This is a genomic window from Demequina sediminis (assembly GCF_039545075.1).
In the GTDB taxonomy this organism is placed as follows: domain Bacteria; phylum Actinomycetota; class Actinomycetes; order Actinomycetales; family Demequinaceae; genus Demequina; species Demequina sediminis.
In genome coordinates, this window is record NZ_BAABRR010000007.1 from 78,296 (window position 1) to 103,932 (window position 25,637).

Annotated in this window: 26 protein-coding genes; 15 read left to right on the forward strand and 11 right to left on the reverse strand. The window is 71.3% G+C overall.

What is annotated here, in order from left to right; all coding sequences use genetic code 11:
* Positions 1–2: 2 nt before the first annotated feature.
* Positions 3–596, reverse strand: a complete 594-nt coding sequence (locus tag ABEA62_RS07810) for a nucleotidyltransferase family protein (protein WP_286215341.1) — start codon at positions 594–596, stop codon at positions 3–5.
* Positions 597–619: 23 nt separating this feature from the next.
* Here ABEA62_RS07810 and uraD point away from each other — a divergent pair, with 23 nt between their 5' ends.
* The 5 genes from uraD (at position 620) to ABEA62_RS07835 (ending at position 3,156) form a co-directional block, all read left to right on the forward strand.
* Positions 620–1,093 carry a 2-oxo-4-hydroxy-4-carboxy-5-ureidoimidazoline decarboxylase gene (uraD, locus tag ABEA62_RS07815; RefSeq protein ID WP_286215342.1) on the forward strand — a complete coding sequence of 158 codons (474 nt, stop codon included), beginning with the start codon at positions 620–622 and terminating at the stop codon, positions 1,091–1,093.
* The gene (gene uraH, locus ABEA62_RS07820; protein WP_286215343.1) at positions 1,090–1,410 is read left to right on the forward strand and encodes a hydroxyisourate hydrolase; all 321 of its coding nucleotides are present in this window, start codon (positions 1,090–1,092) and stop codon (positions 1,408–1,410) included. The genes uraD and uraH overlap by 4 nt, the downstream gene beginning before the upstream one ends.
* 41 nt (positions 1,411–1,451) lie before the next feature.
* Positions 1,452–2,093, forward strand: a complete 642-nt coding sequence (locus ABEA62_RS07825) for a DsbA family oxidoreductase (RefSeq protein ID WP_286215344.1) — start codon at positions 1,452–1,454, stop codon at positions 2,091–2,093.
* 374 nt (positions 2,094–2,467) lie between these two features.
* Complete coding sequence (locus tag ABEA62_RS07830) at positions 2,468–2,944, forward strand: DUF2975 domain-containing protein (RefSeq protein WP_286215345.1); 477 nt, start codon at positions 2,468–2,470, stop codon at positions 2,942–2,944.
* Positions 2,944–3,156 (forward strand): helix-turn-helix domain-containing protein, encoded by a 213-nt coding sequence (locus ABEA62_RS07835; protein ID WP_286215346.1) that lies wholly within the window; start codon positions 2,944–2,946, stop codon positions 3,154–3,156. The genes ABEA62_RS07830 and ABEA62_RS07835 overlap by 1 nt, the downstream gene beginning before the upstream one ends.
* 78 nt (positions 3,157–3,234) lie before the next feature.
* Here ABEA62_RS07835 and pgi read toward each other — a convergent pair whose 3' ends face one another.
* The 4 genes from pgi to pucL all read right to left on the reverse strand — a co-directional run bounded on the left by pgi (position 3,235) and on the right by pucL (position 7,754).
* On the reverse strand, positions 3,235–4,914 hold the full coding sequence (gene pgi, locus ABEA62_RS07840; RefSeq protein WP_286215347.1) for a glucose-6-phosphate isomerase: 1,680 nt from the start codon (positions 4,912–4,914) through the stop codon (positions 3,235–3,237).
* Positions 4,915–4,974: 60 nt separating this feature from the next.
* Complete coding sequence (locus ABEA62_RS07845) at positions 4,975–5,253, reverse strand: hypothetical protein (protein ID WP_286215348.1); 279 nt, start codon at positions 5,251–5,253, stop codon at positions 4,975–4,977.
* Positions 5,254–5,445: 192 nt separating this feature from the next.
* Positions 5,446–6,855, reverse strand: coding sequence for an amidohydrolase family protein (locus tag ABEA62_RS07850; protein ID WP_286215349.1), 1,410 nt, complete (start codon positions 6,853–6,855; stop codon positions 5,446–5,448).
* Positions 6,852–7,754 (reverse strand): factor-independent urate hydroxylase, encoded by a 903-nt coding sequence (gene pucL, locus ABEA62_RS07855; RefSeq protein ID WP_286215350.1) that lies wholly within the window; start codon positions 7,752–7,754, stop codon positions 6,852–6,854. Before pucL ends, ABEA62_RS07850 begins: the two co-directional genes overlap by 4 nt.
* A gap of 137 nt (positions 7,755–7,891) precedes the next feature.
* Here pucL and ABEA62_RS07860 point away from each other — a divergent pair, with 137 nt between their 5' ends.
* The gene (locus ABEA62_RS07860; RefSeq protein WP_345379481.1) at positions 7,892–8,962 is read left to right on the forward strand and encodes a peptidoglycan-binding domain-containing protein; all 1,071 of its coding nucleotides are present in this window, start codon (positions 7,892–7,894) and stop codon (positions 8,960–8,962) included.
* Between the two features lie 182 nt (positions 8,963–9,144).
* Here ABEA62_RS07860 and allB read toward each other — a convergent pair whose 3' ends face one another.
* Positions 9,145–10,455 (reverse strand): allantoinase AllB, encoded by a 1,311-nt coding sequence (gene allB, locus ABEA62_RS07865; protein WP_286215352.1) that lies wholly within the window; start codon positions 10,453–10,455, stop codon positions 9,145–9,147.
* A gap of 35 nt (positions 10,456–10,490) precedes the next feature.
* On the opposite strand from allB, the gene ABEA62_RS07870 reads away from it, so the two are divergent.
* Positions 10,491–11,411, forward strand: coding sequence for an XdhC family protein (locus ABEA62_RS07870; protein ID WP_286215353.1), 921 nt, complete (start codon positions 10,491–10,493; stop codon positions 11,409–11,411).
* Here ABEA62_RS07870 and ABEA62_RS07875 read toward each other — a convergent pair.
* Positions 11,399–14,065 (reverse strand): molybdopterin-dependent oxidoreductase, encoded by a 2,667-nt coding sequence (locus ABEA62_RS07875; RefSeq protein WP_345379484.1) that lies wholly within the window; start codon positions 14,063–14,065, stop codon positions 11,399–11,401. The two genes, ABEA62_RS07870 and ABEA62_RS07875, sit on opposite strands and share 13 nt — an antisense overlap.
* Positions 14,062–14,871, reverse strand: a complete 810-nt coding sequence (locus tag ABEA62_RS07880) for an FAD binding domain-containing protein (protein ID WP_286215354.1) — start codon at positions 14,869–14,871, stop codon at positions 14,062–14,064. The genes ABEA62_RS07875 and ABEA62_RS07880 overlap by 4 nt, the downstream gene beginning before the upstream one ends.
* Positions 14,872–15,104: 233 nt before the next feature.
* Between ABEA62_RS07880 and ABEA62_RS07885 the strand changes: the two genes are divergently transcribed.
* Genes ABEA62_RS07885 through ABEA62_RS07905 form a run of 5 tightly spaced genes read left to right on the forward strand, consistent with a single transcriptional unit; the run spans position 15,105 to position 19,225 of the window.
* On the forward strand, positions 15,105–16,187 hold the full coding sequence (locus ABEA62_RS07885; RefSeq protein WP_286215355.1) for an ABC transporter substrate-binding protein: 1,083 nt from the start codon (positions 15,105–15,107) through the stop codon (positions 16,185–16,187).
* 2 nt (positions 16,188–16,189) lie between these two features.
* Complete coding sequence (locus ABEA62_RS07890) at positions 16,190–16,993, forward strand: ABC transporter ATP-binding protein (RefSeq protein ID WP_286215356.1); 804 nt, start codon at positions 16,190–16,192, stop codon at positions 16,991–16,993.
* Positions 16,993–17,790, forward strand: coding sequence for an ABC transporter permease (locus ABEA62_RS07895; RefSeq protein WP_345379490.1), 798 nt, complete (start codon positions 16,993–16,995; stop codon positions 17,788–17,790). The genes ABEA62_RS07890 and ABEA62_RS07895 overlap by 1 nt, the downstream gene beginning before the upstream one ends.
* Positions 17,787–18,641 (forward strand): ABC transporter permease, encoded by an 855-nt coding sequence (locus ABEA62_RS07900; RefSeq protein ID WP_286215358.1) that lies wholly within the window; start codon positions 17,787–17,789, stop codon positions 18,639–18,641. Before ABEA62_RS07895 ends, ABEA62_RS07900 begins: the two co-directional genes overlap by 4 nt.
* Complete coding sequence (locus ABEA62_RS07905) at positions 18,638–19,225, forward strand: helix-turn-helix domain-containing protein (protein ID WP_425558001.1); 588 nt, start codon at positions 18,638–18,640, stop codon at positions 19,223–19,225. Before ABEA62_RS07900 ends, ABEA62_RS07905 begins: the two co-directional genes overlap by 4 nt.
* Positions 19,226–19,288: 63 nt before the next feature.
* Here the strand turns inward: ABEA62_RS07905 and ABEA62_RS07910 are convergent, their stop codons facing one another.
* The 3 genes from ABEA62_RS07910 to ABEA62_RS07920 are packed head-to-tail and all read right to left on the reverse strand — an operon-like array spanning position 19,289 to position 22,551.
* On the reverse strand, positions 19,289–20,647 hold the full coding sequence (locus ABEA62_RS07910) for an 8-oxoguanine deaminase (RefSeq protein WP_345379492.1): 1,359 nt from the start codon (positions 20,645–20,647) through the stop codon (positions 19,289–19,291).
* Positions 20,647–21,615: a pyridoxal-phosphate dependent enzyme gene (locus ABEA62_RS07915; protein WP_286215362.1), complete on the reverse strand. Its 969-nt coding sequence runs from the start codon at positions 21,613–21,615 to the stop codon at positions 20,647–20,649. Before ABEA62_RS07915 ends, ABEA62_RS07910 begins: the two co-directional genes overlap by 1 nt.
* 54 nt (positions 21,616–21,669) lie before the next feature.
* Entirely contained in the window at positions 21,670–22,551 is an 882-nt protein-coding gene (locus tag ABEA62_RS07920; RefSeq protein ID WP_286215363.1) for a M15 family metallopeptidase, read from the reverse strand.
* An 80-nt stretch (positions 22,552–22,631) separates the two neighbouring features.
* Here ABEA62_RS07920 and ligA point away from each other — a divergent pair, with 80 nt between their 5' ends.
* The 3 genes from ligA to ABEA62_RS07935 all read left to right on the forward strand — a co-directional run bounded on the left by ligA (position 22,632) and on the right by ABEA62_RS07935 (position 25,615).
* Entirely contained in the window at positions 22,632–24,722 is a 2,091-nt protein-coding gene (gene ligA, locus ABEA62_RS07925) for an NAD-dependent DNA ligase LigA (protein WP_345379496.1), read from the forward strand.
* A 99-nt stretch (positions 24,723–24,821) separates the two neighbouring features.
* Positions 24,822–25,040: a hypothetical protein gene (locus ABEA62_RS07930; RefSeq protein ID WP_345379497.1), complete on the forward strand. Its 219-nt coding sequence runs from the start codon at positions 24,822–24,824 to the stop codon at positions 25,038–25,040.
* Entirely contained in the window at positions 25,037–25,615 is a 579-nt protein-coding gene (locus ABEA62_RS07935) for a GNAT family N-acetyltransferase (protein ID WP_286215364.1), read from the forward strand. Before ABEA62_RS07930 ends, ABEA62_RS07935 begins: the two co-directional genes overlap by 4 nt.
* The last annotated feature ends 22 nt before the right edge of the window (positions 25,616–25,637 follow it).

Below are 25,637 nucleotides of genomic sequence, written 5' to 3' on the forward strand. Positions count from 1 at the left end.
ACCTACCTGCCGTCGACGTCCGCCGTGTCGACGTCGTCCGCCTCGTCGACGTCGTCCGCCGCGCCGAGCCCTGTGCAGTCCACCTCGACCGCGCCGTGAGCGCGCAGGTACGCACCCGCCCCGCGGTCCCCGTTGAGCGTCGCGAGCAGCGCGTCGACGTGCGCGGCGCCGATCAGCACCGGATGACCGGGGGTGCCCGCATCGGTGGCCCTCGCGAGCACGGTGGGATCTCCCACCCAGTGCGACGCGACGCGAGCGACGGCCTCGGGCGCAAGTCGTGGCAGGTCCACGAGGGTGATGAGCACGGCCCCCGCGCCCGCGCCGCGGGCCGTCTCGAGGCCCGCGCGCAGGCTTGCCCCGAGCCCCGCGGCCCAGTCGTCCGCCACCACACCCGTGGTGTCGTCGGGGAGCAGCTCCGCCGCGGCATCGGCGCTCGCGCCAAGCACCGCGATGACGGGCGCGCACCCCACCCCGGCGAGAAGGCGACAGGCGCGAGGGAGCCAGGCCCCGGCATCGTCCCTCACCAGGGCCTTCGGGCCGCCCAGCCGCGAACCGGCGCCCGCCGCAAGCACCACGCCTGCGAGTCGCTCTGCCATGCTGGACATCCTAAGGAGGACGCATGATCGAACCCACCCGCGAGGAACTCCTCGCGTGTCTGCACGTCGAGCGCTGGGCGGACGCGCTCGCGGCCCGCGCGTACGCGACGATGCTCGAACTTGAGCGCGCCGCGGTCGCTGCCGCGACGCCGCTGTCGCCCGCCGAGATCGACGAGGCGCTCGCGGCGCACCCCCGCATCGGGGACCGGCGCGACGGGGACGATGCCGAGGCGCGGTTCTCGCGCGAGGAGCAGTCCGCATCGGCGTCGGCAGACCAGGCTCTGGCCGCGCGGCTCGCGGCGCTCAACGCGGAGTACGAGGAGCGCTTCGGGCGCGTGTTTGTGATCCGCGCGGCCGGGCGCTCGCGCGAGGAGATTGTGGCCGAACTCGAACGGCGGCTGGACAACGAGCCCGGTGTCGAACTGGCCGAGGTGGCCGATCAGCTGCGTGGGATCGCCCTGCTGCGCCTGCGCGCGACCTATGGAGGTGAGTCATGAGTCACGTCACCACGCATGTGCTCGACGCGGCGCACGGCCGTCCCGCGGAGGGGGTCCACGTGCGGCTCCTGCACGGCGACGTCGAGGTCGCGGTCGGGGTGACCGACTCCGACGGGCGCGTGGGCTCGCTCGGGCCCGATGTGCTGCATCCCGGCACGTACACGATGGTGTTCGCGACCGGCGCGTGGTTCGCGGACCGCGGGGTCGCGACGTTCTATCCCGAGGTGCGCATCCCGTTCGCGGTCGACGGCGAGCCGCACTACCACGTGCCGCTGCTGCTCAGCCCGTTCGCGTACTCGACGTACCGCGGCAGTTGACGCGTCAGGAATCTCCGCGCGCGGTGAGGCGTTGACCCCGCGTGACTATCGACATTGAGATCTGGTCGGACGTGGCCTGCCCCTGGTGCTACCTGGGCAAGCGCCGCCTTGAGGAGGCCGTCGAGGCCTCGGGCGAGGAGGTGTCGGTCAGGTACCGCAGCTTCCAGCTCGACCCGACCATTCCGCACGGCCACCACACTCCGCACGCCGAGGCGCTCGCGAAGAAGTTCAACGCGACGCCCGAGCAGGTGCGCGAGATGAACCAGAGGATCGTGGACCTGGGCGTCGAGGCGGGCATCTCGTACGACTTCGACAGCTACATCATGGCGAACACGCGCGACGCGCACCGGCTGCTGCACCTGGCTCACGAGCGTGGGCTGGGCCCGCAGCTCAAGGAGCGGCTCATGAGGGCGCAGTTCACCGAGGGCGCGATCGTCGACGACGCCGACACCCTGGTGCGACTCGCGACCGAGGTGGGGTTGGATGCCGACGAGGCGCGGTCCGTGCTCACCTCCGATGCGTACGAGGACGCGGTCGCCGCGGACATCGCGCAGGCGGCGGCCTATGGGGCGAACGGTGTGCCGTTCTTCGTGTTCGACCGCGCGTTCGCGATCTCTGGGGCGCAGCCGGTGGAGACGTTCGCGCTCGCGCTGTCGAAGGCTCGGGAGGCGCGGGGGTCCTGATCGACCCGCGGCACCCGCGCTGTCGGCGCTGGCGGCCTGTCGTGTGAGGCGGCCACTCGCCGCGCCACCCCGTCGCCACGCGCATAGGATTCTGCGGTTTTCGAGCCCGAATCGGGCTTGGTGCATCGGATCTTGCGATTGCACGGAGCGCGGGCGGCTCTGGAGGTGCGAGCTGAGCGAGCCGTGTGAGTCGAGCGACGCGGACGCCTTCGGGAGGGCACATCCGCAGATCCTCTGCGCGAAGCGCAAATCAGCCTGAAAAGTCGCAAAATCCTATGCGCGAAGCGGTCACGGCCGCGCGTGCTGCGCGCCGCGAGCGCCTTCCGGAGTGCACGCCTCTTGACAAACGCTGTAAATCTCTCGATTATCGATACATGACTTCTCGTGTGATGGCCTGGCTCCGATTCCTGTTGATCCTCGTGCTCGTCGGCTCTGTCCTTGGACAACTGTTGATCCCGCTCATCGCGGCGGACGAGGGGCGGCGCGCACCTGAGGTCTCCCACCTGGTGGTGCCGTACTCGGTCGCCGGGATCCTCGCGGTCGCGTGCCTTCAGGCGGCGGTGGCGTGCATCTGGGCGCTGCTCGGCATGGTCGAGTCCGGTCGCATCTACACGAGGCGCGCTCTTCGCTGGGTCGAGGCCATCGCATGGTGCGGTGGACTCGCGGCGGCGATCTGCGCGGCTACGGGCGCGCACCTGGTCGCGTGGGAGGGGATCGGTGGCCCCGGAGTGGTTCTCGGTGGGGTCGCTGCGGTGGTGGCGGGAGGCGCGTTCGTACTCCTCATGATCGTGATGCGAGGGTTGCTTGCCGTCGCGATCTCGGACCGCGCCGAACTCGCCGAGGTGATCTGATGCCGATCATCGTGGATCTCGACGTCATGCTTGCCCGGCGGAAGATGTCGGTCGGAGACTTCGCTCTGCGCGTGGGTCTGTCGCCCGCCAACGTCGCGGTGCTGAAGAACGGCCGCGCGAAGGCGATCCGTTTCACCACCCTCGAGCGCATCTGCGACGTCCTCGACTGCCAGCCTGGCGACATCCTCCGGTGGGAGTCGGCGTCCGAGTAGCTGGCGGATCGCAACAACGGATGCGCGAAGAGGCGGGCCCGTCGCCGGACCCGCCCCTTCGCTATGCCTGGTGAGAACCTACTTGCGGTGCTCCTGGTAGTACGCGATGAGCGCCTGCGTCGAGGCGTCCTGCGCGTCCAGTGCGGCGGCGTCGCCCTCGACCGCTGGGGCGATTTGTAGCGCGAGCTGCTTGCCGAGCTCCACGCCCCACTGGTCGAACGCGTTGATGCCCCACACCACGGACTGCGTGAAGGTGATGTGCTCGTACAACGCGATGAGCTGGCCCACCACGGAGGGCGTGAGCGACGGCGCGAAGATCGAGGTCGTGGGCTTGTTGCCCGCGAACGTGCGCGCGGCGACGAGGGCGCCGGTGGTGCCCTCGGCCTCGACCTCGGCTGCGGTCTTGCCGAACGCCAACGCCTTGGTCTGCGCGAGGAAGTTCGCGAGGAAGAGAGCGTGGACGTCCTGGCCGCCGTCCTTGAGCGGGTACGCCGGGTTGACCACCGCGATGAAGTCCGCGGGGATCAGCAGCGTGCCCTGGTGAATCAGCTGGTAGAACGCGTGCTGGCCGTTGGTGCCTGGCTCGCCCCAGAAGATCTCTCCCGTCGCCGTGGTGACGGGAGAACCGTCCCAGCGCACGGACTTGCCGTTGGACTCCATCGTGAGCTGCTGCAAATAGGCAGCGAAGCGGTGCAGCTGCTGCGCGTAGGGGAGCACCGCGTGCGACTGCGCGCCGAGGAAGTTGACGTACCAGACGTTGAGCAGGCCCATGAGGACGGGCACGTTCTTCTCGAGCGGAGTCTCCGCCATGTGGCGGTCGACCGCGTGGAAGCCGGCGAGCAGCTGGCGGAACACGTCGGGGCCGAGCGTGATCGTGAGCGACAGGCCGATCGCCGAGTCCACGCTGTAGCGGCCGCCCACCCAGTCCCAGAAGCCGAACGCATTGGTCGGGTCGATCCCGAACGCCGCGACCTTGTCGAGCGCGGTCGAGACCGCAACGAAGTGGTGCGCGACCGCATCGTCCTTGAGTGCGTCGGTCGAGACGTCGACGCCAGCCGCGGCGAGCGACGTCCACAGCCAGTCGCGCGCGAGGCGCGCGTTGGTGAGGGTCTCGAGCGTGGTGAAGGTCTTCGAGGCGACGATGAACAGGGTGGTCTCGGGGTCGAGCCCCTTGACCTTCTGCGCGATGTCAGTGGGGTCGATGTTGGACACGAAGCGCGCCGAGATGCCAGCGGTGGCGTAGGGCTCGAGCGCCTCGTAAACCATGACGGGGCCCAGGTCCGAGCCGCCGATGCCGATGTTCACCACGTGCGTGACGCGCTTGCCGGTGATGCCGCGCCACTCGCCGGATCGCACCTTCTCCGCGAAGGCGTACTCCTTCGCGAGCACCTCCTGCACGTCCTGGTCGACATCCTGGCCGTCGACCACCAGGTGCTCGACGTCGCGGGCGGGCCTGCGCAGTGCGGTGTGGAGCACCGCGCGGTCCTCGGTGGTGTTGATGTGTTCGCCGGCGAGCATCGCGGCGTAGCGCTCGGCGACCTTGGTCTCCTGTGCGAGCTTCACGAGCGCGGCGAGGATCTCATCGGTGACGAGGTTCTTCGACAGGTCGACGTGGAGGTCGGCGACGTCAAGGGTCAGTCGCTCGACGCGCGTGGGATCCGCGGCAAACCAGGCGCGCAGATCGGGGGCGAAGCCGTCCTTGAGCGAGGTGAGCTCGGCCCAGGCGGACGTGGTCGTGGGATCGATGGGTGCAGTCACGGGTGTCAGGCTAGCCCGGTTGACTGGCACGCGGGTAGGACCTCAGTGCATGCGATCGGTTCAGGTGAGTCCGAGCGCGTCATCGAGGCGATCGCGCCAGTCCGCACCGGCGAGTCCGGCACGGTCGACGAGGTCCCGCCAGTCGACCCGGGCGTGCTCGAGGGCGTCCTCGAAGAGCGTGAGGTCGCCGCGAGCGGCGAGCAGGGCCGCAGCCTGAAGCCGCTCGGGGTCGACTCCCGGGTTCACCGTGAGGCGCTCGAGCGCGCTGACAACTCTGGGCGCGGAGCGGCCGAAGTCCTCGCCTGCTCGCTCCGCGATCCGATCGCTCACCACTGCCACGGCGAGGATCCTCTCACGCGGCGACGCGCGCATCGTCCCGCGAGGTGTGTGTCGTCCCGCGAGGTGCTCAGTGCCCGAATCGAGCGATTCTGGGCACTGAGCACCTCCCAGGACGCAGAGGGGCGGGGCAGCGCGCAGGGGCGGGGCAGCGCGCAGGGGCGGGGCAGCGCGCAGGGCCGCACAGCGCGCACCTCACATTTCCGGCGCGACCACCCGCTTGCCCGCGACGTACACCTCGGCGATCGCCGGCTGCCGCAGCCCCATGAGCAGCGTGAACAGCTCCTCGAGGGTCGCCTGCTCCTCATCATCCGAGCGGATTCCCATGGTGAGCATCCCCTCGAGCGGCTCCCAGCGCGACACGTCGATCAGCAGGAAGTCGGCGTCCTTGCCCGCGTCGAGGTTGCCGAACGCGTGCTCCATGTCGAGCGCCCTGGCCCCCGCGAGCGTCGCCGCGAACAGCAGCTCCGCGGGGTGCAGCGCCGTCCCCGCGTCCCCCTCCTCGGAGATGTGGACCTTGTAGCAGTCGCCGGCCACGCGCGAGATGAGCCACTCGTCGCCGGCCCCCACGTCGGTGCCCAGCGCCACGTTGACCCCCGCGTCGACGGTCGCCCGCCACGGCATCGTCCCTGAACCGAGGAACAATTGGGACGTGGGGCAATGCGCGATCGACGTGCCCGTCTCCGCCATTCGCGCAAGTTCGCGAGGCTGCGAGTGGACCGCATGCGCGAGCGAGGAGCGCCGGCCCAGCAGCGAGTGGCCGCCGACCTTCGAGCCGGGAAGGAAGCGTCCGTCGTACGTGTCGAGGTAGGTCTCGACGCCGTACTGGCCGAGCACCGCCGCGATCTCGCCGTCGCCCTTGCGGTTGTTCTCGTTGAGGTGGCTGTGGAAGTACACGCCGCGCAGCTGTGCCTCGTCGTACAGCTCGCCCATCGCCGCGAGCGTGAGCGGCGTCACCGACAGCGAGAAGCGCGGGACGATCGCCACCTGCACGTGAGCGGTGCGCGGGTCGCCCGTGTCGACCGCGTGCCAGCGGTCGATCTCGTCCGCGACCAGTGAGATCGCGGTGTCTTCCGACGTGAGGAGGGCCGATGCCGCGGGTGGCCCCACCGTCTGGACGCCCCGCCCGGAGACGATGCGCAGTCCCGCCTCGAGCGTCGAGCGGTACAGCGCGTCCTGCGCCACGGGGAAGGCGCTGCCGAAGACCATCGCGGCGGTGGTGCCCGCCGCGATGCGGCGGCGCGCGAAGTACCTCGCGGCGCGGTCGGCAAAGTCGGGATCCGCGAACTGTGACTCGGTGGGGAAGATGCAATGGTCGAGCCATTCGAGCAGCTGGCCGCCGCCGTGAGCCGCCGTCGCATACGACTGGGGGAAGTGCACGTGCGCGTCGACGAAGCCGGGCAGGAGGTAGTCCGCCCGGGTGACCGGGGCATCGTCCCACTGCGGCGGCAGCGCCGCGAACTCACCCAGCCACAGGATCTCGCCGTCCCCCGAGACCACGAGCGCGCCGTCGGGGAGCGAGACCAGCGCGGCGGGGACCTCGGACTGGGCCGGGGCGCCCGCGATGTGGAAGACGTGGGCGCGATAGACGTGCGTCCCGCTCACACCAGCCCCGTGTACTGCTGCCATGCCGGACCCGCGGCGGGCGCGTCCTCGCGGGTCACGGAGGCCTGGATGAGTCCGTAGGGGCGGTCGTCGGCGTGGAAGACCTCGTTGGCGTTGTCGATGCCGAAGCGCCCCAGGTCGTACAGGAAGTGGTGCTTGTTGGGCGCGCTGAGTCGCACCTCGACCAGCTCGGGCACGGCCTCGAGTGCGGCCTTGCCCATCTCGTAGAGCGTCTGCTGGAGCGCGAGAGAGTGGTGGTCCGCGAACGTCTCGACCAGGGCGGCCTTGATCTCCGCGTAGGACTCGTCGAAGTCGAACGTCGCGGCGTCCACGTCGCCGAATCGCCACTTCGCGACCAGCGAGGTCGCCATGATGCGATCGGACGTGGGCTCGAGGACCGTGTACTCGTCGGAGAGGAAGCCGTGGAACTCCGAGCCGGTGGACTTCAGCACGGTGAGGTCCTTGAGGCCGCCGGTGATCCACGTCGCGCCGTCCTCGACGGTGACCGCGACGGTTCGCACCTCCTGGCCCGCACGCACCCACGTGTGGTCGTGCTCCGCGCCGCCCACGCTCACGCGCTCCCACGCGAACTCCTCGAGCTCGACCCTCGCCTGGTCGACGGGCTCGATATCCGCGATGAAGTGCGTCGCGAGGGCGAGGGCGTACCGCTCGAGGCTTGCGAGTCCGACCGTCTTGGCGTACGCGTAGGCCGTCTGCTTCTGCGTGTCGGTCGGCAGGACGGCACCCTGGTCGCCGGTGAGGTGGGCGTCGTCGAAGCGGCCCCGGAGGCACGTCGAGACGTTGACGTCGCGGATCTCGTGGCGCGCGCTGTCGCGCACGATTCGGACGATGCGGTTCTCGGCCTTGCCGTACTGGTTGTCGCCCAGAATGATGCCCATGGTGGAGCCCTTCGATCGGATGGTCAGGCGTGCATGCAGCGCCCCTCGGTCCACGGTAGCCACCGCGCGTTACGTGGGCATTTCCTCACGTAACGCTCCGATGGCGGGCCCGCGGCGCCGCCCGCTACAGTCGCGGCATGGGTGACACTCCGGGGGGCGGAGAGAACGGTCACGCGCCGGCGCCGGCGCCGACGCCGGCGCGGGCGCCGTGGCGGACGGCGGTGCGCGCGCTGATCGTGGTGGCTGCGATCGGCGCGGCCCTCGTAATCGCGGTGCCGGCGGTGCTGGTCGCGTGGGAGCAGCGATCCAACGATGGCCAGGCCGCGGAGCAGGCGCGTTGGGAGGTGGCGACCGCATTCGAGGGGATGGCTGGGTGCGTGGCGCTCGAGACGAGCGAGCTGGCCGCCCCCGCGGACGGCTCGGACGCCGTGGCCGTGGTTCGCGACTGCGCCGGCAAGGGTGTCACGAACGCACGTTCGGACATCGTCGGCGAGCAGGTTGACGGCGAGGTCGCGACGGTTGTGGTGAGGACCGGGGCATCGGCCGAGACGGGCGGGGGCGCGGATTGGTTCGCGGGGCACGCGAGTGCGGGTGGTTGCTGGTCGGTGACCATCGATGCAGGCGCCCGGACCATCACCGGTCTCGAGGACGTGCCGTGTGCGGACGCCGACGTGGCGTTCTCGTCCGAGACGGGCGTCGTGGCCCTGCAAGGCGACCACTCCGAGACGCCCGCGACGGTGACTCCTGCTGTCGCGGGCGAACTCTCCGCGATCCACGTCGAGACGGGAGACCGCATCTGGACCGGGGACATCGTCGCCGAGATCGACGGCCGTCCCGTGGTCGCCTACGCGGGGCCCGCGCCGTTCGAGAGCGCAGACGGATGGACCCCCGAGTCGGATGCGCGAGCCGCTGGGGCATGGACCCGAACCCATGCGAAGCAGTGGATGCTCGCGGAGGCGGGCTACGGCAACAGCGCCGTCGATGGCCTCCACGGTCCGCGCACCGTTGAGGCGATCCGTGCCTTCAACGCGGACCAGGGGCTGGCGAGCGACGAACTCGACGAGCCCTTCCTGGTGTGGATCGGTGACCTCGATCGCTCGGGTGAACGCGATCCGGATGGAGTGGTGGTCACGGCGGTGTTCGCTTCGCCGGGTGAGTCGATGAACGGCGACGCTCTCTTCGCACTCGGGCGCGACACCTCGCGCTGACCGTGCGGCGCTGCCCCTGCCCCTGCCCCTGCCCCTGCCCCTGCCGCGGCTCCGCCACACGAAAACGCGGCTCCGCCACACGCCCGCGCGCAATGGGACGCTCACCGTCGCTATTCGCAGGTCCGTGCTCGCCATGGGACATCCATGGTCGCTCGCGTGTGGCGGAGCCGCGGCACGCGCCTTTAGGGCCGCCCGATCATGACGCCGTCCGCCGTCTCGGATCCGCCGATCCACACGCGCCGCGCACGGCCCATGAGTCGCGCGCCGTCGAATGCGCTCACGGGGTTGCGGTGTTCGAGGTCCGCCGCGTGTACCTCGAATGGCGCGTCCGGCGCGAAGGCCACGAGGTCCGCGTCGCGCCCGACCGAGATCGCGCCCTTGCCGCCCAGCCCCGCCCATGCGGCGGGACGTGTGCTCACCCAGCCGACGGCATCGGCCAGAGGAAATCCGCGCGCCCGCGCCCCCGTCCACACGGCGGCCACCGACACCTGCAGCCCCGCGATCCCGCCCCACGCGGCGGCGAAGTCGCCCGCGCCGGCGAGCTTGAGCTCCGCGGTCGCGGGAGAGTGGTCCGAGGCCACGAAGTCGATCGTGCCGTCCGCGAGCGCCGCCCACAGCGCCTCGCGGTTCGCGGCGTCGCGGATGGGCGGGCAGCACTTGAACTGCGTGCCGCCCGCGGGGATGTGCTCGGCATCGAAGGTCAGGTAGTGAGGGCAGGTCTCGGCGGTGAGGGGCAGTCCTTCAGCCTTCGCGGCGGCCACCAAGGGCAGGGCCGATGCCGCGGACAGGTGGAGGATGTGCGCGCGCACCCCGGTGGCGCGCACCCCGTCGATGACGGCCGCGATCGCGCTCAGCTCGGACGCCTCGGGGCGCGAGTCGACAAAGCCCTGGTAGTCGCGGCCTCCCGCATGGGGCAGGAGCCCGGCAGGGTCCTCCGCATGCACGATCAACCTGCCCCCAAAGCCGGCGATCTCCTCCATCGCGGAGCGCAGCTGCCCGCGGTCGAGGTGGCCGAACTCGTCGACGCCGCTGGGCGCGAGGAAGCACTTGAAGCCGAACACCCCCGCGTCCCACAGCTCGCGCAGGGAGCCCAGATTCTCGGGTACCGCTCCGCCCCAGAACCCCACCGTGACGTGGGTCTTGCCTGTGGCCGCCGCGCGCTTGGCGTCGAGAGCCGCCGGAGTAGTCGTGGGCGGGATCGAGTTGAGCGGCATATCAATCAGGGTGGTCACGCCGCCCGCACGCGCGGCACGGGTCGCCGAGTCGAAGCCCTCCCACGCGGTGCGGCCGGGCTCGTTGACGTGCACGTGGGTGTCGACCGCGCCCGGCAGCAGGACCTCGTCAGGAGCCAGCGTGATCTCCGCTCGCGCATCGACCGGCGCATCGACAGAGGTGATGGCGACGATCCTCCCGCCCGCGATGGCGACCGCGGCGGGGCCCTCGCCGCCCGGCAGGATGGCGCGCGGCGCGCGAATGACGAGGTCCGAGGTCATGAGATCCCTCCGGGTCGGGTGACAGACTGGCGCTCGTGTTCGAGATCGCGCGAGAGGCGCTGGCAGTGCTCCACGAGGGCGGCTCGCTGGGGGTCGTGGTGGTGACGGGAGTGCACGGCTCGACGCCGCGCGCGCCGGGATCCGCCATCGCGGTGTGCGCGGACGGGCGCGCCTTGGGCGCCGTCTCGGGCGGCTGCATCGAGGGCGAGGCCTACGAGCTCGCGTTGTCGCGCCTGGCAGATCGCTCTCCGCTGACGCAGACACTCGGCGGTGAGGGCGATCTCTACCGCCCGGGCCTCGCGTGTGGCGGAGCCGTCGACGTCCTCGCCTTCCACGTGGGACCTGGCGACCACGACATCGTCTCCGCGCTCGAGCGATCCCTCGAGGACGGCGAGGTCACGCTGACCCTCCCCGGCGGCGCCGTCGTGACCCGACCGCGCGCGCCGCGGCTGGTCATCGTGGGCGCCGTCGACTTCACGCCCGCGCTCGCGGCGGCCGGCCGGGCGCTGGGATACCGCGTGATCGTGGTCGACCCGCGGCCGGTCTTCGCGACCCCCGAGCGGCTGCCCGCGGCGCACGAGGTGCACGTCGCGTGGCCCGACCGCTTCCTCGCGGGCCTCGAGATCGAGCCCAGCACGGTGATCTGCGTCCTCACGCACGACGACCGCATCGACGTTCCCGCGCTCGCGGCCGCGCTCGCGAGTCCCGCCGGCTACGTGGGCGCGATGGGTTCGCGGGTCGCGTCCGAGCGCCGGCTCGCCCGGTTGCGCGAGGCCGGGGTGGGGGATGATGCCCTGGCGAGGTTGCGCTCGCCGATCGGCCTGGATTTGGGCGGGTCGAGTCCCGCGGAGACCGCGGTCGCGATCCTCGCCGAGGTGATCGCGACGCGCGCGGGCGCGAGCGGGAGGCCGCTGGGCGAGACGCGCGGGCCGATTCATCCCCGTCACGAGTCCTGAGCGTCCCGCGGCGCGGATGACGCGAGGCGCCACACGCGGTCGCGCGTCATCGGCAGCTCCATGGGCCGCGCCCCGATCGCGCGGCGGATCGCGTTCGCGAGCGCGGGCGCGACGGGGTTGTAGGGCGACTCCGACATCGACTTCGCGCCCATCGGCCCGAGCACGTCCGAGGTGTCCGCGAAGTAGACCTCCGTGTCGGGCACGTCGGCCATCTGAGGCACGCGATACACGCGGAAGGCGGGGTTGGCAGGGGCGCCGTCCTCGCCCACAAGGACCTCCTCGTACAGCGCCGAGCCGATGCCCTGCGCGACGCCGCCCTCGACCTGGCCGCGGCACTGGGCGGGGTTGAGCACCACGCCCGCGTCGGCGGCCTGGACCGACTGCAGGATCCTGACCGTGCCGGTATCGGGTTCGACGGCAACGCGGAACGCCTGGACGTTGAACGCGAGCGAGCGGACCTTGCCGTCCGTGGCGCCCTCCGCGGAGAGCCCCTCGGGCGGGATCTCCGCTCCCGCGTCGAGGCGTGCCCGTAGCGCGACGGCAGCGGCGTGCACGGCCTTGCCCGCGACCGTGATGCCGGTCGATCCCCACGCCCCCGTGTCGTGCGTGGTCGCGTCGGTGTCGGAGGTGCGCAGCCGCACCGCGGTGGGCGCGAGGCCCAGCGCCTCCGCGGCGATCTGCGTGAGCACCGTGTGCGTGCCATTGCCGAACTCGACCGTGCCTGCCGCGACCAGCGCGGTGCCGTCGGGGAAGGCCGTGACCGATGCGGTGGCGGGGTGACCGCGCGGCGGGATGGTGGCGATCATGCTGAGCGCCATGCCCTCGCCCACGGACCAACCGGCAGGGGCCTCGACGCCGTTGCCGCGTGCGAGCGCGGCCTCGGCCAGGTCGAGACACTGGTCAAGCCCGTAGGAACCGAAGACGAGGTCCTCATGGTGGCGCCGCTCCGTGACGCCGAGCTTGTCGCCGTCGCGGACCGCGTTGATGCGCCGCAGCTCGAACGGATCGATCCCGAGCTTCAGCGCCAGTTCGTCGAGCGCGGACTCCACCGCGAAGATCACCTGCCCCAGCCCGTACCCGCGGAACGCTCCGGCCGGGGTCGTGTTCGTGTACACCACCTCGGCGTGGAGCCGCTTGGCGGGGGAGCGGTAGGCCTCGAGGGACTCCGCGCAGCCGTGGAACATCACGCCGATGGCGTGATTGCCGTACGCGCCCGTATTCGAGAGCACCTCGATGTCCATCGCGGTGAGGCGGCCGTCCGAATCGGCACCCAGCGTGGCGGTGACGCGGAACGGGTGACGCGTCGCGGTGCGGATGAACTCCTCCTCGCGCGTCATCTCGTACGCGACCGGCCGCCCGGTGTGCAGCACCGCGAGCGCCACGATGTCCTCGGTGAAGATCTCCTGCTTCCCGCCGAAGCCCCCGCCCACGCGCGCCGTGAACACGCGGATGGACCCGGGGTCGCGGCCCAGGACGAGCGCGAGCTCGTCGCGGGTCAGGAACGGCACCTGGCTGCTGGTCCGAAGGGTGAGGCGGCCGTCCTCGTCGATCCATCCCAGGCTGCCGTGCGTCTCCAGTTGCGCGTGGCTGACGCGCGCGGTCGACCAGGTGCCCGTCGCGATCGCGGTGGACCGCGCGAGGCCGCGGCCCACGTTGCCATAGCTGCCCCGCCACGAGGCGATGACGTTGCGGCCCGACTCGGCCACGCCGTCCTCGGGGGTCAGCCCCGGGTGGATCACCGGCGCGCCGGGGGAGCGCGCCTCCTCGGGGTCGAGCACGGCCGGCAGCACCTCGTACTCGACTCGCAGCGCGGCGCACGCCGCCTCCGCAATCCCGGCGGTCTCGGCCACCACTGCCGCGACGCGCTGGCCGCGGAAGCGCATCACGGAGTCGAGGATGCGGGTGTCGCGGGGGTCGTCCATCCGGGAGGCGTGCCGGGCGGTCGAGAAGCGGATGGCGGGCGCGTCCTCATGGGTGAGCACCGCGAGCACGCCCTCCATCGCGAGGGCCGCGGAGGCGTCGATGGAGACGATGCGCGCGTGGGCGTGCGGGGAGCCGAGCACCTTGAGATGAGTGAGGCCGGGCACGTCCGCGTCGAACGTGTACGGCTCGCGACCCTGCACCACCCGGGCCGCCGCGGGAGGCTGGGCGCTCGCGCCCACGGCGACCGGCGCATTGTCCGCCGCGCCCGTGCTGGGGCATCCCACGCATGCGCCGCCGCAGCCGCGGACGGCGTGCTCGACGGCCTCGCGAATGGGTCGGTAGCCGGTGCAGCGGCACAGGTTGCCCTTGAGCTTGCGGTCCAGATCGGGGAGGTCGTCCTCCGTGAGCGTCGACGCGGTGACGGTCATGCCGGGGGTGCAGAAGCCGCACTGGAAGGCGAAGTGGCGCGCGAAGGACTCCTGCACGGGGTGGAGGTCCTCGCCCGGAGCGAGGCCGCCGGCGGTGGTGATTGCCGCGCCGTCCGCCCGCTGGGCGGGATACAGGCACGAGTGCACGGGGGTGCCGTCCACCAGCACGGTGCATGCTCCGCAGTCGCCCGCGTCGCAGCCCTTCTTGACCTCGAAGGTGCCACGTTCGCGCAGGTACGTCCGCAGGCACTGGCCGGGGCGCGGCTCGCCCTCGAGGGGTGCGCCGTCGACGCTGATCCTCACGAGGCCTCCGCAAGATCGTTGATCACGCGCGCCGCGAGGACCCCGGCGACGTGCCTGCGCCAATCCGCGGCGCCGAGCGCGTCGGAGTAGTAACCCTCGGCAGACTGGGCCGCCTCGCGCGCCTCGGCCGGGGACGGAAGGGCATCCCAGCGGAGCACGGTGGGGGTGAGGGTCGCCGCGGTGATGACCACCACCGCGGTGCCGTCCGCGTGCGCGCGGCCGCTCGCGACCGCGCCCGAACGGCCCAGCTCCGCGAGCGCGATCTTGTGCAGCGACGTGCGCGCGCCCAGCGCGTCAGCGGAGATGCGCACCTCCCGAACGAGCTCGCCGTGGGCGAGCGAGGTGGTGCCGTTTCCCGTGGGCAGCGACGCGACGGGGACGATGCGCTGGCCGCCATCGGGCGTCCAGATCACCGCATCCGCGTCGAGCGTCGCGCACGCGGCCAGCATCGCTCCGGCGGCGTAGGCGCGGCAGATGTTGCCGATGACGGTGGCCTCGTTCCAGATCTTGAAGCCCGCAAGTAGCGCATGGGCCGCCATCTCGAACAGCGGCTGCGCGGCCCAGCCGGGCCGCGCGGGCTCCGCGAGGAGCCGCGCGATGGTGCACGTCGGGCCGATCGCGAGCCCGGCATCGTCCACCCGCAGGACGTCCCACCCCATGCCCGACAGGTCGACCAGCCCCGTGACATCGGGGTTGGCCTCCGAGAACAGCCAGGTACCACCCGCGAGGAAGCGCTCGCCGGCGGCGAGGGTGAGGTCCGCGCGGGTGGTCGCGCGGCGGAAGCCGGTGACGGCGGTGAGATCCATGTCGCCTCCCTCCTGGCTGGCCTTGGTTCGGGGAAGTCTGCCACGGCCGAATGTCACGTTTGTGTCACGTGCGCACGAATTTACGAGGGCGAAACACAAGTGCGCATGTTGGTGAAATCTACATTCCCTAGCGTCGACCGCGACGCCCCGGGCATGCGCCCGGCCGTCGACGGAACCACCCCACCACTGTTCCGCCCGACGGATGCCGCGTCCACTCAACGAGGGAGAACCACATGCGTTTCACGTTCGGGAAGGCCGGGCGTCGCGCCGCGGTCACCGCCGCGGCCGCCGTCGCCGCGCTCGCGCTCGCGGCCTGCTCGTCCGGCGAAGCCGCGCCTGCCGGCAGCGAGTCCGCCGAGGGCGAGGCCGCCGCATCGTTCGGCGACTTCTCGGTCCAGTTGTCGTGGATCAAGAACGAGGAGTTTGCGGGCGAGTTCTTCGCGGACTCGAAGGGCTACTACACCGAGGCGGGCTTCGACTCCGTCACGCTGACCCCCGGTCCGTCGACCGGCGTCGCGGAGCTGGTCTCCGGCACCGTCGACGTCGCGCTCTCCGACGCGGTGTCGATCGGCTCGGCCGTCGCCAACGAGGACGCGCCGCTCAAGATCATCGGCGCCACGTACCAGAAGAACCCCTTCACGATCCTGTCGCTGGCCGACGGCGGCAACATCGTCACGCCCGAGGACATGATCGGCAAGAAGATCGGCGTGCAGGACTCGAACACGTCGCTGTTCATGGCGCTGCTCGCCGCGAACGGCATCACCGAGGACCAGCTCGAGATCGTGCCCGTGCAGTACGACCCCGCGCCGCTCACCAACGGCGAGGTCGACGGCTTCGTCGCGTACCTCACCAACGAGTCGATCACCGTTGCCGCGGCCGGCTACGAGATCGTGGACCTGCCCTTCGCGGACAACGGACTGCCGTTCGTCGCGGAGACCTTCTCCGTCACCGACGAGGCGATCGCGAACAACCGTGAGGCGCTCAAGGCCTTCCTGGTCGCGGAGATCAAGGGCTGGACCGATGCCGTGAACGACCCCGAGGAGGGCGCTCGCCTCGCGTACGAGGAGTACGGCGTCGACCTCGACCTCATCCCCGAGAACTCGATCGCGGGAGCCATCAAGCAGGCCGAGGACCTGCTGGTGTCCGAGGAGACCGAGGCTAACGGCCTCTTCACCATCTCGGAGTCGCTGCAGACCGAGACGGTCGCGTCGCTCGCCGGCGCGGGCATCACGATCGAGGCGGCCGACCTCTTCGACCTCTCGCTGCTGGCCGAGGTCTACGAGGAGTACCCCGAGCTGATCGCGTACGCGGGCTGATCGTGAGCCCCACTGCCGAGGCCGGTGTCCAGGGAACTCCCCTGGGCACCGGCCTGCAGATCACCGGACTGTCCAAGGTCTTCACCACGCGCGGACGCCAGGTGGTCGCGCTCGAGGACACGGACCTGCACACGGATCGCGGGTCGTTCCTCGCGTTGCTGGGTCCCTCGGGCTGCGGCAAGTCGACCATCCTGCGCATCCTGGCCGGTCTCGAGCAGCCCACCACGGGCACCACGCGGGTCGACGGCCGTAGCCCCAAGGACCTGCGCGCGTACAACGAGCTCGGGATCGCGTTCCAGGACTCGGCGCTCTTGCCGTGGCGCAGCGTCTACGCGAACATCCGGCTGCCGTTCGAGGTGGCCGGCGTCGCGGTCGACGACGCGTACATCCGCGAGCTCATCGAGCTCGTGGGGCTCACGGGATTCGAGAAGGCCAAGCCCGCCCAGCTGTCCGGCGGCATGCGCCAGCGCGTGTCGATCGCCCGCGCGCTCGTGCTCAAGCCCTCGGTGCTGCTGCTCGACGAGCCGTTCGGAGCGCTCGACGACATGACGCGCCAGAAGCTCAACCTCGAGCTCATGCGGATCCTGTCCGCCAAGCCGGCCACGACTCTGCTGGTGACGCACGGCATCACGGAGGCGATCTTCCTCGCGGACCAGGTCGCGGTCATGAGCCCGCGGCCGGGCCGCGTCAAGGAGATCATCGAGATCGACTTGCCGCGCCCGCGCACCCCCGAGATCCAGCGCTCTCCCGAGTTCCACGCGTATGTCGACCACGCCTCCGAGCTGCTGTTCGGGGGAGACGACTGATGGAGCGTCGACTGCCGCCGTGGGCGAGTGGCGCGCTCGGCGCGGTCGGAATTGTCGCCGCGTGGTGGATTCTCTCCGTCACCGTGTTCGCGAACGTGGGATCGGGGAACACCAAGGCGGTGCCCACGCCGTGGCAGGTGGCGCAGGGCTATGCCGATTCCGGCTGGGAGTTCTACGTCCGCAACTTCACGGTGACCCTCAACGAGGCGGCCCAGGGCTACCTGTGGGGCAACGGCATCGCGCTACTGCTCGCGGGAATCGTGCTCGTCGCCCCCCGTCTCGACGGCGTGGTCAACCAGATCGCGGTCATCACCTACTGCATCCCGATCGTCGCGATCGGCCCCATCATCCTGCTGATCCTGGGCCCGCCGAAGCCGGGCGAGCCCTCGGGCACTGCCGTGTTCCTCGCCGGGTTGTCGGTGTTCTTCACCACCGTCGTGGGCGCGCTGCTTGGCCTCAAGTCCGCGGACAAGGCGAGCCTCGACGTGGTGGCCGTGTACGGCGGCTCGCGCTTCACGCAGCTGCGCAAGGTGCGCATCATCGCGGCGGCTCCCGCGATCCTCACGGCGCTGCAGATCGCCGTGCCCGCCGCGTTCCTCGGCGCCGTGCTCGGCGAGTACCTGGGCAAGGTCGAGACGGGAATCGGCCCCGCGATGGTCATCGCGCAGCAGTCGCTCAACTCGCCCCGCGTGTGGGGCATCGCGCTCGCGTCGGGAGCCGTCGCTCTCGCCGGCTACCTGATCGTGGGCCTGCTGACGCGGCTCGCCACTCCGTGGTCGAGGGGGGCCGCCTCATGACCGCGACCGTGGCATCGTCCTCTCTCCAGGGCGAGATTCGGCGCGAATCGCGCCGCGCGACGCTGAGGGCGCTCGGCTCCTCGGTGCTGACCCTCGTGCTCACCCTCGTCGCGGTCCTCGTGATGTGGCAGGGCTCGATCTGGGCCTTCGGGTTGTCGCCCTACATCGCGAAGGGTCCCGTGCAGGTGTGGGAGCACCTTTTCGTCGACGACGACGCGGCGGAGAACCTCTCGACGCTCATGGCACTGCTCGGCGAGACGCTCGTCGACGCGGGCATCGGATTCGTGGCGGGACTCGCGCTCGCGCTCGCGACGGCATCGGCCTTCCAGCTGTCGAAGGGCCTCGAGCACGCGCTCATGCCGCTCGCGCTGCTGCTGCGCTCGGTGCCGCTCATCGCGTTCGCGCCGGTCATCATCATGATCTTCGGACGCGAAGCCGCGACCACCGCCGTGATGGGCGCGATCGTGGTGCTCTTCCCGGCGCTCGTGAACATCGCGTACGGGCTCAAGAGCGCCTCGCCCCAGATGAACGATGTCGTGGCCGTGTACGGCGGCGGCCCCGCCACCGCGCTGCGGAAGGTGGCGCTGCCCTCCTCCCTTCCCGCGTTCTTCGCCGCGGTCCGGATCTCGGCCCCCGGCGCCATCACGGGTGCCCTCCTCGCGCAGTGGCTCGCGACAGGACGGGGGATCGGCGGCGCGATCGGCGGCTACGTCTCCTCGGCACAGTTCTCGGATGTGTGGGCCGCCGTCGTGGTGGTCACGCTCGTCTCGCTCGTGCTCTATAACCTGGTGCTCATCGTGGAAAACACGGTGCTGGCGCGGATGGGCATGCATCCGGAGAAGAGAGTGTGACCTTGGCGACGACGCACGGTGAGGCCGACGTGGACGAGGCCGCCGTGCGGCTGGGCGCTCGCGTGCGCGAGCTGCGCAAGGCGCGCGGCCTCACACTCGTGGCGCTCGCGGAGGCGACCGACCTCTCGCACCCGTTCCTCAGCCAGGTCGAGCGTGGACTCGCGAACCTGTCGCTGCAGTCGCTGCGTCGGCTCGCGCTCGCGCTCGAGACCAGCCCCGTCGAACTCGTGGCGGCGGTCGAGCAGGGGCCCGCGCCGCGCCGCGTCGAGGTGGTGCGCTCGGGATCGCGCCGGTCCACCGCGGAGGGCTTCGCGCGCGGCACGGCCACGTCTCTCGTGCGCGGCTCGCGGCCGTTCACGCCGATCGTGGTTGACTCGGACGCCCTCGAGCCGGGGGAGACCTTCGTGCACGCCGAGGACGAGTTCGTGTACGTGCTCGAGGGCGAGGCCGTGGTCGAGACGGATGGCAAGACCCACCGCCTGGGCATGGGGGATTCGATTTACTACGCGGGCGGCGTGCGTCACCGCTGGTGGTCGGACTCGGGGGCGTACCGGCTCCTCGTGGTGAAGCAGCAGGCACGCTAGCCCGGCTGCTTCACCGTCGCGCGGCCTTCTCAGTCACGCCGCCTTCTCAACCACGCCGCCTTTTCAACCACGCAGCGCGGCCGCCGCCACCTCCACGCGCCCCGCGATCTCTCGCGCGTCGGCGCGAGCAAGTTCGCCGTCGACCACGACATCGCGCCCCTGCACCAGGAGGCGCCGCACACGCGGCAGCGAGCCCAGCCCCAGCGCAGCGACGGGATCCGCGATGCCGGCGTGCTCGACCTCTCCGAGCTCCCACAGCGCGATGTCCGCGAGCTTGCCCGCCTCGAGAGAGCCGATTTCGGCCTCGCGCCCCAGCACCCGAGCGCCGCCCATGGTCGCGAGGCGCAGCGCGTCGCGCACGGGCATCGCGCCTGCGCCGTCGCGCAGGCGTGCCATGAGCGCCGCCTGGCGAATCTCGGAGCCGAGCCGGCCGTGCTCGTTCGAGGCCGCGCCGTCCACGCCCAGCCCCACCGGGGCGCCCGCGTCGATCAGCGCGCGCACGGGGGCGATTCCCGCCGCGAGGCGCGCGTTGGACGACGGGCAGTGGGCCACCCCGGTGCCGGTGGCAGCGAAGCGCGCGACGTCGTCGTCGGACAGGTGCACGCAGTGCGCCATCCACACGTCGGGTCCCAGCCAGCCCAGCGACTCGAGGTAGTCGGTAGGCGACATCCCGAACCGCGAGCGACAGAACGCCTCCTCCTCGACGGTCTCGGCGCCGTGGGTGTGGAGGCGCACGTCGAGGTCGCGCGCGAGCACCGCGGCCTCGCGCAACAGGTCGGCCGTCACGGAGAACGGCGAGCACGGCGCGATCGCGACGCGCGTCATCGCGTCGAACGAGGCATCGTGGTACCTGGTGACGGCCTCGGCCGACGCCGCCAGGGCATCGGCCGTGGTCTCCACGGCGAAGTCGGGAGGGAGGCCTCCCGCCGACTCTCCGAGGTCCATCGAGCCGCGCGTCGCGTGCAGGCGCAGTCCCAGTGCGGACGCCTCGTGCGCGATCGCGCCCACGATGTCGCCCGAGCCGCGCGGGAAGATGTAGTGGTGGTCGCCCACGGTCGAGCAGCCCGAGCGCGCGAGCACCGCCATTGCCCCGGCCGCGGCCGCGCCGGCCGTGTCCGCGGTGATGCGTGACCACGTGGGGTACAGCGCGACCAGCCAGTCGAACAGGATCGCGTCCTGCGCCCATCCGCGCGTGAGCCACTGATAGAGGTGGTGGTGGGTGTTGATGAGGCCGGGGGTGACCAGCGTGCCGGTGGCGTCGATGCGTGTCGCGGCGGCGTCGCGCACCTCGGACGGTGCCGCGCCCTCGCCCAGCGAGACGATGCGCGAGCCGCGGACGGCGATCCAGCCGCGCTCCCATTCGGTTCCGACGGCGTCGACGGTCGCGACGTGACCGCCCTCAATCAGTGTCAGTGGGGACATCACACCAGGGTAGTCGCGGGAACCACGGCCGGATTGACCACGTTCGCCCCGCACAGCACCACCCCGATGCGTGCGCCGGGCTCGGGCACCCAGCGACGCGTCAGCAACGCGGCGAAGGGCGCCGCGACTCCCGGTTCGACCATGACCCGCAGCAGCCTCCACAGCCGCGCCTGGGCCTCGAGGACCTCCTCGTCCGTGACCACGGCGGACTCGGTGCCGGCGGCCGTGAGCGCGGCCCACGGCACGAGCCCGATCTGCGCTCCCAGGTGATCGGCCGCGACGCCCGAGATCGGCACGGGCGTGGGCGTGCCCGCCTCGAGCGAGGCCGCGAAGGACGCCGTCCCCACCGTCTCGCAGCCCACGATGCGCATGCGGTCTCCGCACCAGGCCGTGGCGCCACCCGCGAGCCCGCCGCCACCCACCGCGCACAGCATGGCGTCCAGGCCGCGGCCGTCCTCGCCCACGGCATCGGCCTCGAACTCGCGCGCGACGGTCGCCGCGCCCGCCATCACGACGGGGTCGTCGAACGCCTCGATCGTGGTGGCCTCGTGCTCGGAGAGGTAGACGTACGAGGCCTCACGCGCCTCGGGATACGTGGTGCCCACGCGGTGCACGTGGGCCCCCAGGTGGACCAGTCGCTCGACCTTCGCCGGGTTCGCGGTGGTGGGCACAAAGATGTGCGCCTCGTGTCCGAACCGCTGCGCCGCGTACGCGACGGCGGCGCCGTGGTTGCCTCCTGACGCCGCCACAATCCCTGACGGCGAGATGGGCTGCGTGGCGACGTAGTGCACCGCGCCGCGCGCCTTGAAGGCCCCCGTGACCTGCAGGTACTCGAGCTTGAAGACCAGCGTCGCGTCGATCCCGAGCGTGTCGCCGGGGATCTCGATGACGGGGGTGTGCCGCACGTGGGGCTTGATCGCGGCCGCGGCCGCGACAATCTCGGCGGCGGTGGGCACGTGAACGCTCATGCCCCCAGTGTGGCCCTCGTGGGCATCGTCCCGTGTGGCCGGAGGTCCCGCGCGCTACAGGCCGGTCGCGGAGAAGTGCATCCAGTCGTCGAGGTCGGTCCACGTGCCGCCCCAGTCCCAGCCGATTCCCTGGAAGTCCGCGATCATCTGCCGCTGGGTCTCGACCATGCCGGGGCGCAGCCAGGTGCGGTCGCGATACGCCGACGCGAGCTCGGGGAACACGTATCCGTCCCGCACCCACGGGTTGTGGAAGGGGTTGATGTCGACCGCGAGGCCGTGCGCATGCTGCGACCAGCGGTCGAAGCCGCCCGTGACCATGCGGCACTCGAAGGAGATGGTGACGTTGAGGTCGCCCGTGTGGTCCCCGCGCACCTCCTCCCAGGTCGTGACGCGCATCTCCTCGATCGGGAAGCGGCGCTCGTACATCTGCTCGAAGACGCTCGCGAGGTCCTCCGCGTGCGCGGCCGACGTGATCATCTCGCCCGTGTGCGGGCGCATGTCGAAGCCCCAGAATGGCATGACGACGTACGCGAGGTCCTCCGCGGGCACGGGGCACTCCTCGCGCCACGAGGACCGCTCGAGCACCTCATCGGGCACGGGCGTGATCTCGACGAACCACGCGTCCGACGACGGGTCGGGATGCGCGCCAGGACGGGGCGAGAGGCGGCGGTCGCGCAGCTCGGGAGGCGTCTCCACGGGCAACGCGAGGTCGTTGTCCTGCTTCTCCAGGACGGCCCTGCCGAGCCACTCCGGACGTGCGAAGGGGTCCGCCGTGACGGTCACGGTGGGCGAGGGGACGATGCCGGGGTCGGGGGTCGCGGTCGCGGTGACCGTGACGCGCGGCGAGGGCTCCGCCGGGCCCGCACACGCGGCGAGGACCAGGGTGGAGAGCCCCAACGCGGCGAGCGCGGCGAGGGTCACGGGGGCGGCACGCATGCGTACAGACTAGTGAACGGTCCCGCGCGCGACTCCGGTCGCTGGTGCGCGCTGTCGGACGGCCGTGGTGGGATAGGACCGTGACCGACCCTCGCGCCCGCCACCAGGAGCTCGTCCAGGAGATCGAGGCGCATCGTCACGCGTATTACGCGGAGGATGCGCCCACGGTGTCGGATGCCGAGTACGACGCCCTTGAGCGCGAGTTGCGCGAGCTCGAGGCGCTTCATCCCGAGCTCGCGACCCCGGAGAGCCCCACGCAGACCGTGGGTGGAACGGTCGCGCTCGGTTTCGCGTCCGTCACGCATCGGGAGCGCATGATGAGCCTCGACAACGCGTTCTCCCTCGAGGACGTCGAGGCGTGGCTCGCGCGTGTCGAGCGCGAGGCGGGGCCGCAGCCCGTCGTGTGCGAGCCGAAGATCGACGGCCTGTCGATCTCCCTCACGTACGAGCACGGCGAGCTGACGCGCGGCGTCACCCGCGGGGACGGCACCACCGGGGAGGACGTGACCGCGAACGTCCTCACGATTGCGGGGCTGCCGCGCACCCTCGCGGGCGAGCACGTGCCCGCGCTCGTCGAGGTGCGCGGCGAGGTGTACCTGCCCGTCGCGGCGTTCGAGGAGCTCAACGCTCGGCTGCTCGAGGAGGGCAAGGCGCCGTACGCGAATCCCCGCAACACGGCCGCGGGCTCGCTGCGTCAGAAGGACGCCGCGGTGACGGCGACGCGTCCGCTCGCCGTGACCACGTACGCGCTGGGGGCGCTCGACTGGGGCGACGGTGCTCCCGACCCGCGCGTGGGATCGCAGCACGGCATCTACGCGATGCTCGAGTCGTGGGGCCTGCCCGTGACCGCGCACGCGCGTGTGGTCGAGGGTGTCGACGCGGTCGACGCGTACCTCAGGGAACTCGAGTCCGGTCGTCACGCGATGGTGCACGAGATCGACGGCGCGGTGCTCAAGGTCGACGACCGCGCGGTCCAGGGACAGCTCGGCTCGACGAGCCGAGCGCCGCGCTGGGCGATCGCGTACAAGTTCCCTCCCGAGGAGGTGCACACCACCCTCGAAGACATCCGCGTCGATGTCGGACGCACCGGTCGCGTGACGCCCTATGGCGTGATGACACCCGTGACGGTCGCCGGGTCCACCGTGACGTATGCGACGCTCCACAACGCCCATGAGGTCGCGCGCAAGGGCGTGCGGATCGGCGACACCGTGGTGCTGCGCAAGGCGGGCGACGTCATTCCCGAGATCGTGGGCCCCGTGGTCGCGGCGCGCACCGGAGCCGAGCGCGAGTGGACGATGCCCACCGCGTGCCCGTCGTGCGGCACGGAGCTGGTCGAACAGAAGGAAGGCGACAAGGACCTCCGTTGCCCCAACGCGCAGTTCTGTCCCGCGCAGATCGTGGATCGCATCGCCTTCATCGGCTCGCGCGGGGCCTTCGATGTCGAGGTGCTGGGGGAGAAGGCTGCGGCGGCGCTCGCCGAGTCCGGCGTGCTGGAGAACGAGGCCGGACTCTTCGATCTGACCCAGGACGATCTCCGGCGGGTGCCGCTCTTCGTGCTCGAGAAGGACTCGAAGGTGGGGGGTGTGACGCGCAGCGCGGGCGACCTGTCGGCCAACGCGCACAAGCTGCTCGACAACCTCGCCGCCGCGCGCAGCCAGCCGCTGTGGCGTGTCCTGGTCTCGCTGTCGATCCGACACGTGGGCCCCACCGCGAGCCGCGCGCTCGCGACCGCCTTCGGCTCGATGGATGCGATCCGCGCGGCCTCGGAGGAGGAGCTCGCGGCGGTCGACGGCGTCGGGCCGGTGATCGCGCAGTCGGTGCTGCAGTGGTTCACCGTCCCGTGGCACGCGGAGATCGTCGAGCGGTGGGCCGCCGCCGGCGTGCGGATGGTCGACGAGCGTGACGAGTCGATCGAGAGGACGCTCGAGGGTCTCACCGTGGTCGCCACCGGCTCCCTTGAGGGATTCACGCGCGACTCGGTCAAGGAGGCGATCGTGTCCCGGGGCGGCAAGGCGGCCTCGTCGGTGTCCAAGAACACGCACTACGTGGTCGCGGGCGCGAACGCGGGCTCGAAGGCCGCGAAGGCCGAGCAGCTGGGCGTGCCGATCCTCGACGAGGCCGCCTTCGTGCGCCTCCTCGAGGGCGGGCCCGAGGCGCTCGCCGGCGAATGACCCGCGGGCCGAGGCGACGCGCCTGAACCCGCGCTCGGGCGTGTCGCGGCGTGCGTGGGTAGTCTGGAAGACGGGCCCAGCGGGACCCCTGGAGGAGCCATGAACACCACCGCAGTCATCGGCATCGTCGTCGGCGTGATCGTGCTCATCGCGGTCGTCATCGCGCTTGTGAGCGTCGCCAACCGCAAGTCCGAGCCGCCCGAGGAACCGGGTCGCGGCCCGACCGGCCAGCACCCCGATCCCGTCGAGGGAACACCGTCCGACACGTCGACCCCGCACTGGGACCGTCGCATCGACCCGAACGAGGGACCCCAGTGACGGCGACCGTGCGGGCGGTATCCCCGGACGAGACCTCACGGCTCCAAGAAATCGGCGAACTCACGGCCCTCGCATACCTCGCGGACGGGCTGATCGATCACGCGCACCCCTATCTTCCGCAGTTGCGTGACGCCGCGGCGCGCGCGCGCCACGCGGACCTCCTCGCGATGTTCGACGGAGACCGGGGCGAGGGCGCGATCGTCGGCACCATCACGCTCGTCCCGCCGGGCAGCCCCTTCATCGAGCTTGCCCAGGACGGCGAGTTTGAACTGCGCATGCTCGCGGTGTCGCCCATCGAGCGCGGGCGCGGTATCGGCCGCACGCTCGCCCAGGCCGCGATGGACCGCGCCGTCGCGCAGGGTGCCTCCCGCATCGTCCTGTCCACGATGGAGACCATGCACGTCGCCCATCGGCTCTACGAGCGCATGGGATTCGTGCGGCGCGAGGAGCTCGACTGGGTGGTCAAGGACAACGAGGACGGCACCGTGACGCGGCTGTCGCCCGCTCATCTCGAGCGCGAACCCTCGTGCGCCACGGAGGGCGTGCGCCTGCTCGGATACTCGTGGGAGCCCTGACTCCCAGCCACTAGACTCGGGC

What these genes read in the sequence shown, in the direction of transcription:
- ABEA62_RS07810 (WP_286215341.1), bottom strand. Translation starts at nt 596, where the DNA reads ATGGCAGAGCGACTCGCAGGCGTGGTGCTTGCGGCGGGCGCCGGTTCG.
- uraD (WP_286215342.1), top strand. Translation starts at nt 620, where the DNA reads ATGATCGAACCCACCCGCGAGGAACTCCTCGCGTGTCTGCACGTCGAG.
- uraH (WP_286215343.1), top strand. Translation starts at nt 1,090, where the DNA reads ATGAGTCACGTCACCACGCATGTGCTCGACGCGGCGCACGGCCGTCCC.
- ABEA62_RS07830 (WP_286215345.1), top strand. Translation starts at nt 2,468, where the DNA reads ATGACTTCTCGTGTGATGGCCTGGCTCCGATTCCTGTTGATCCTCGTG.
- ABEA62_RS07835 (WP_286215346.1), top strand. Translation starts at nt 2,944, where the DNA reads ATGCCGATCATCGTGGATCTCGACGTCATGCTTGCCCGGCGGAAGATG.
- pucL (WP_286215350.1), bottom strand. Translation starts at nt 7,754, where the DNA reads ATGGGCATCATTCTGGGCGACAACCAGTACGGCAAGGCCGAGAACCGC.
- ABEA62_RS07860 (WP_345379481.1), top strand. Translation starts at nt 7,892, where the DNA reads ATGGGTGACACTCCGGGGGGCGGAGAGAACGGTCACGCGCCGGCGCCG.
- allB (WP_286215352.1), bottom strand. Translation starts at nt 10,455, where the DNA reads ATGACCTCGGACCTCGTCATTCGCGCGCCGCGCGCCATCCTGCCGGGC.
- ABEA62_RS07880 (WP_286215354.1), bottom strand. Translation starts at nt 14,871, where the DNA reads ATGGATCTCACCGCCGTCACCGGCTTCCGCCGCGCGACCACCCGCGCG.
- ABEA62_RS07885 (WP_286215355.1), top strand. Translation starts at nt 15,105, where the DNA reads ATGCGTTTCACGTTCGGGAAGGCCGGGCGTCGCGCCGCGGTCACCGCC.
- ABEA62_RS07895 (WP_345379490.1), top strand. Translation starts at nt 16,993, where the DNA reads ATGGAGCGTCGACTGCCGCCGTGGGCGAGTGGCGCGCTCGGCGCGGTC.
- ABEA62_RS07900 (WP_286215358.1), top strand. Translation starts at nt 17,787, where the DNA reads ATGACCGCGACCGTGGCATCGTCCTCTCTCCAGGGCGAGATTCGGCGC.
- ABEA62_RS07910 (WP_345379492.1), bottom strand. Translation starts at nt 20,647, where the DNA reads ATGTCCCCACTGACACTGATTGAGGGCGGTCACGTCGCGACCGTCGAC.
- ABEA62_RS07915 (WP_286215362.1), bottom strand. Translation starts at nt 21,615, where the DNA reads ATGAGCGTTCACGTGCCCACCGCCGCCGAGATTGTCGCGGCCGCGGCC.
- ABEA62_RS07920 (WP_286215363.1), bottom strand. Translation starts at nt 22,551, where the DNA reads ATGCGTGCCGCCCCCGTGACCCTCGCCGCGCTCGCCGCGTTGGGGCTC.
- ABEA62_RS07930 (WP_345379497.1), top strand. Translation starts at nt 24,822, where the DNA reads ATGAACACCACCGCAGTCATCGGCATCGTCGTCGGCGTGATCGTGCTC.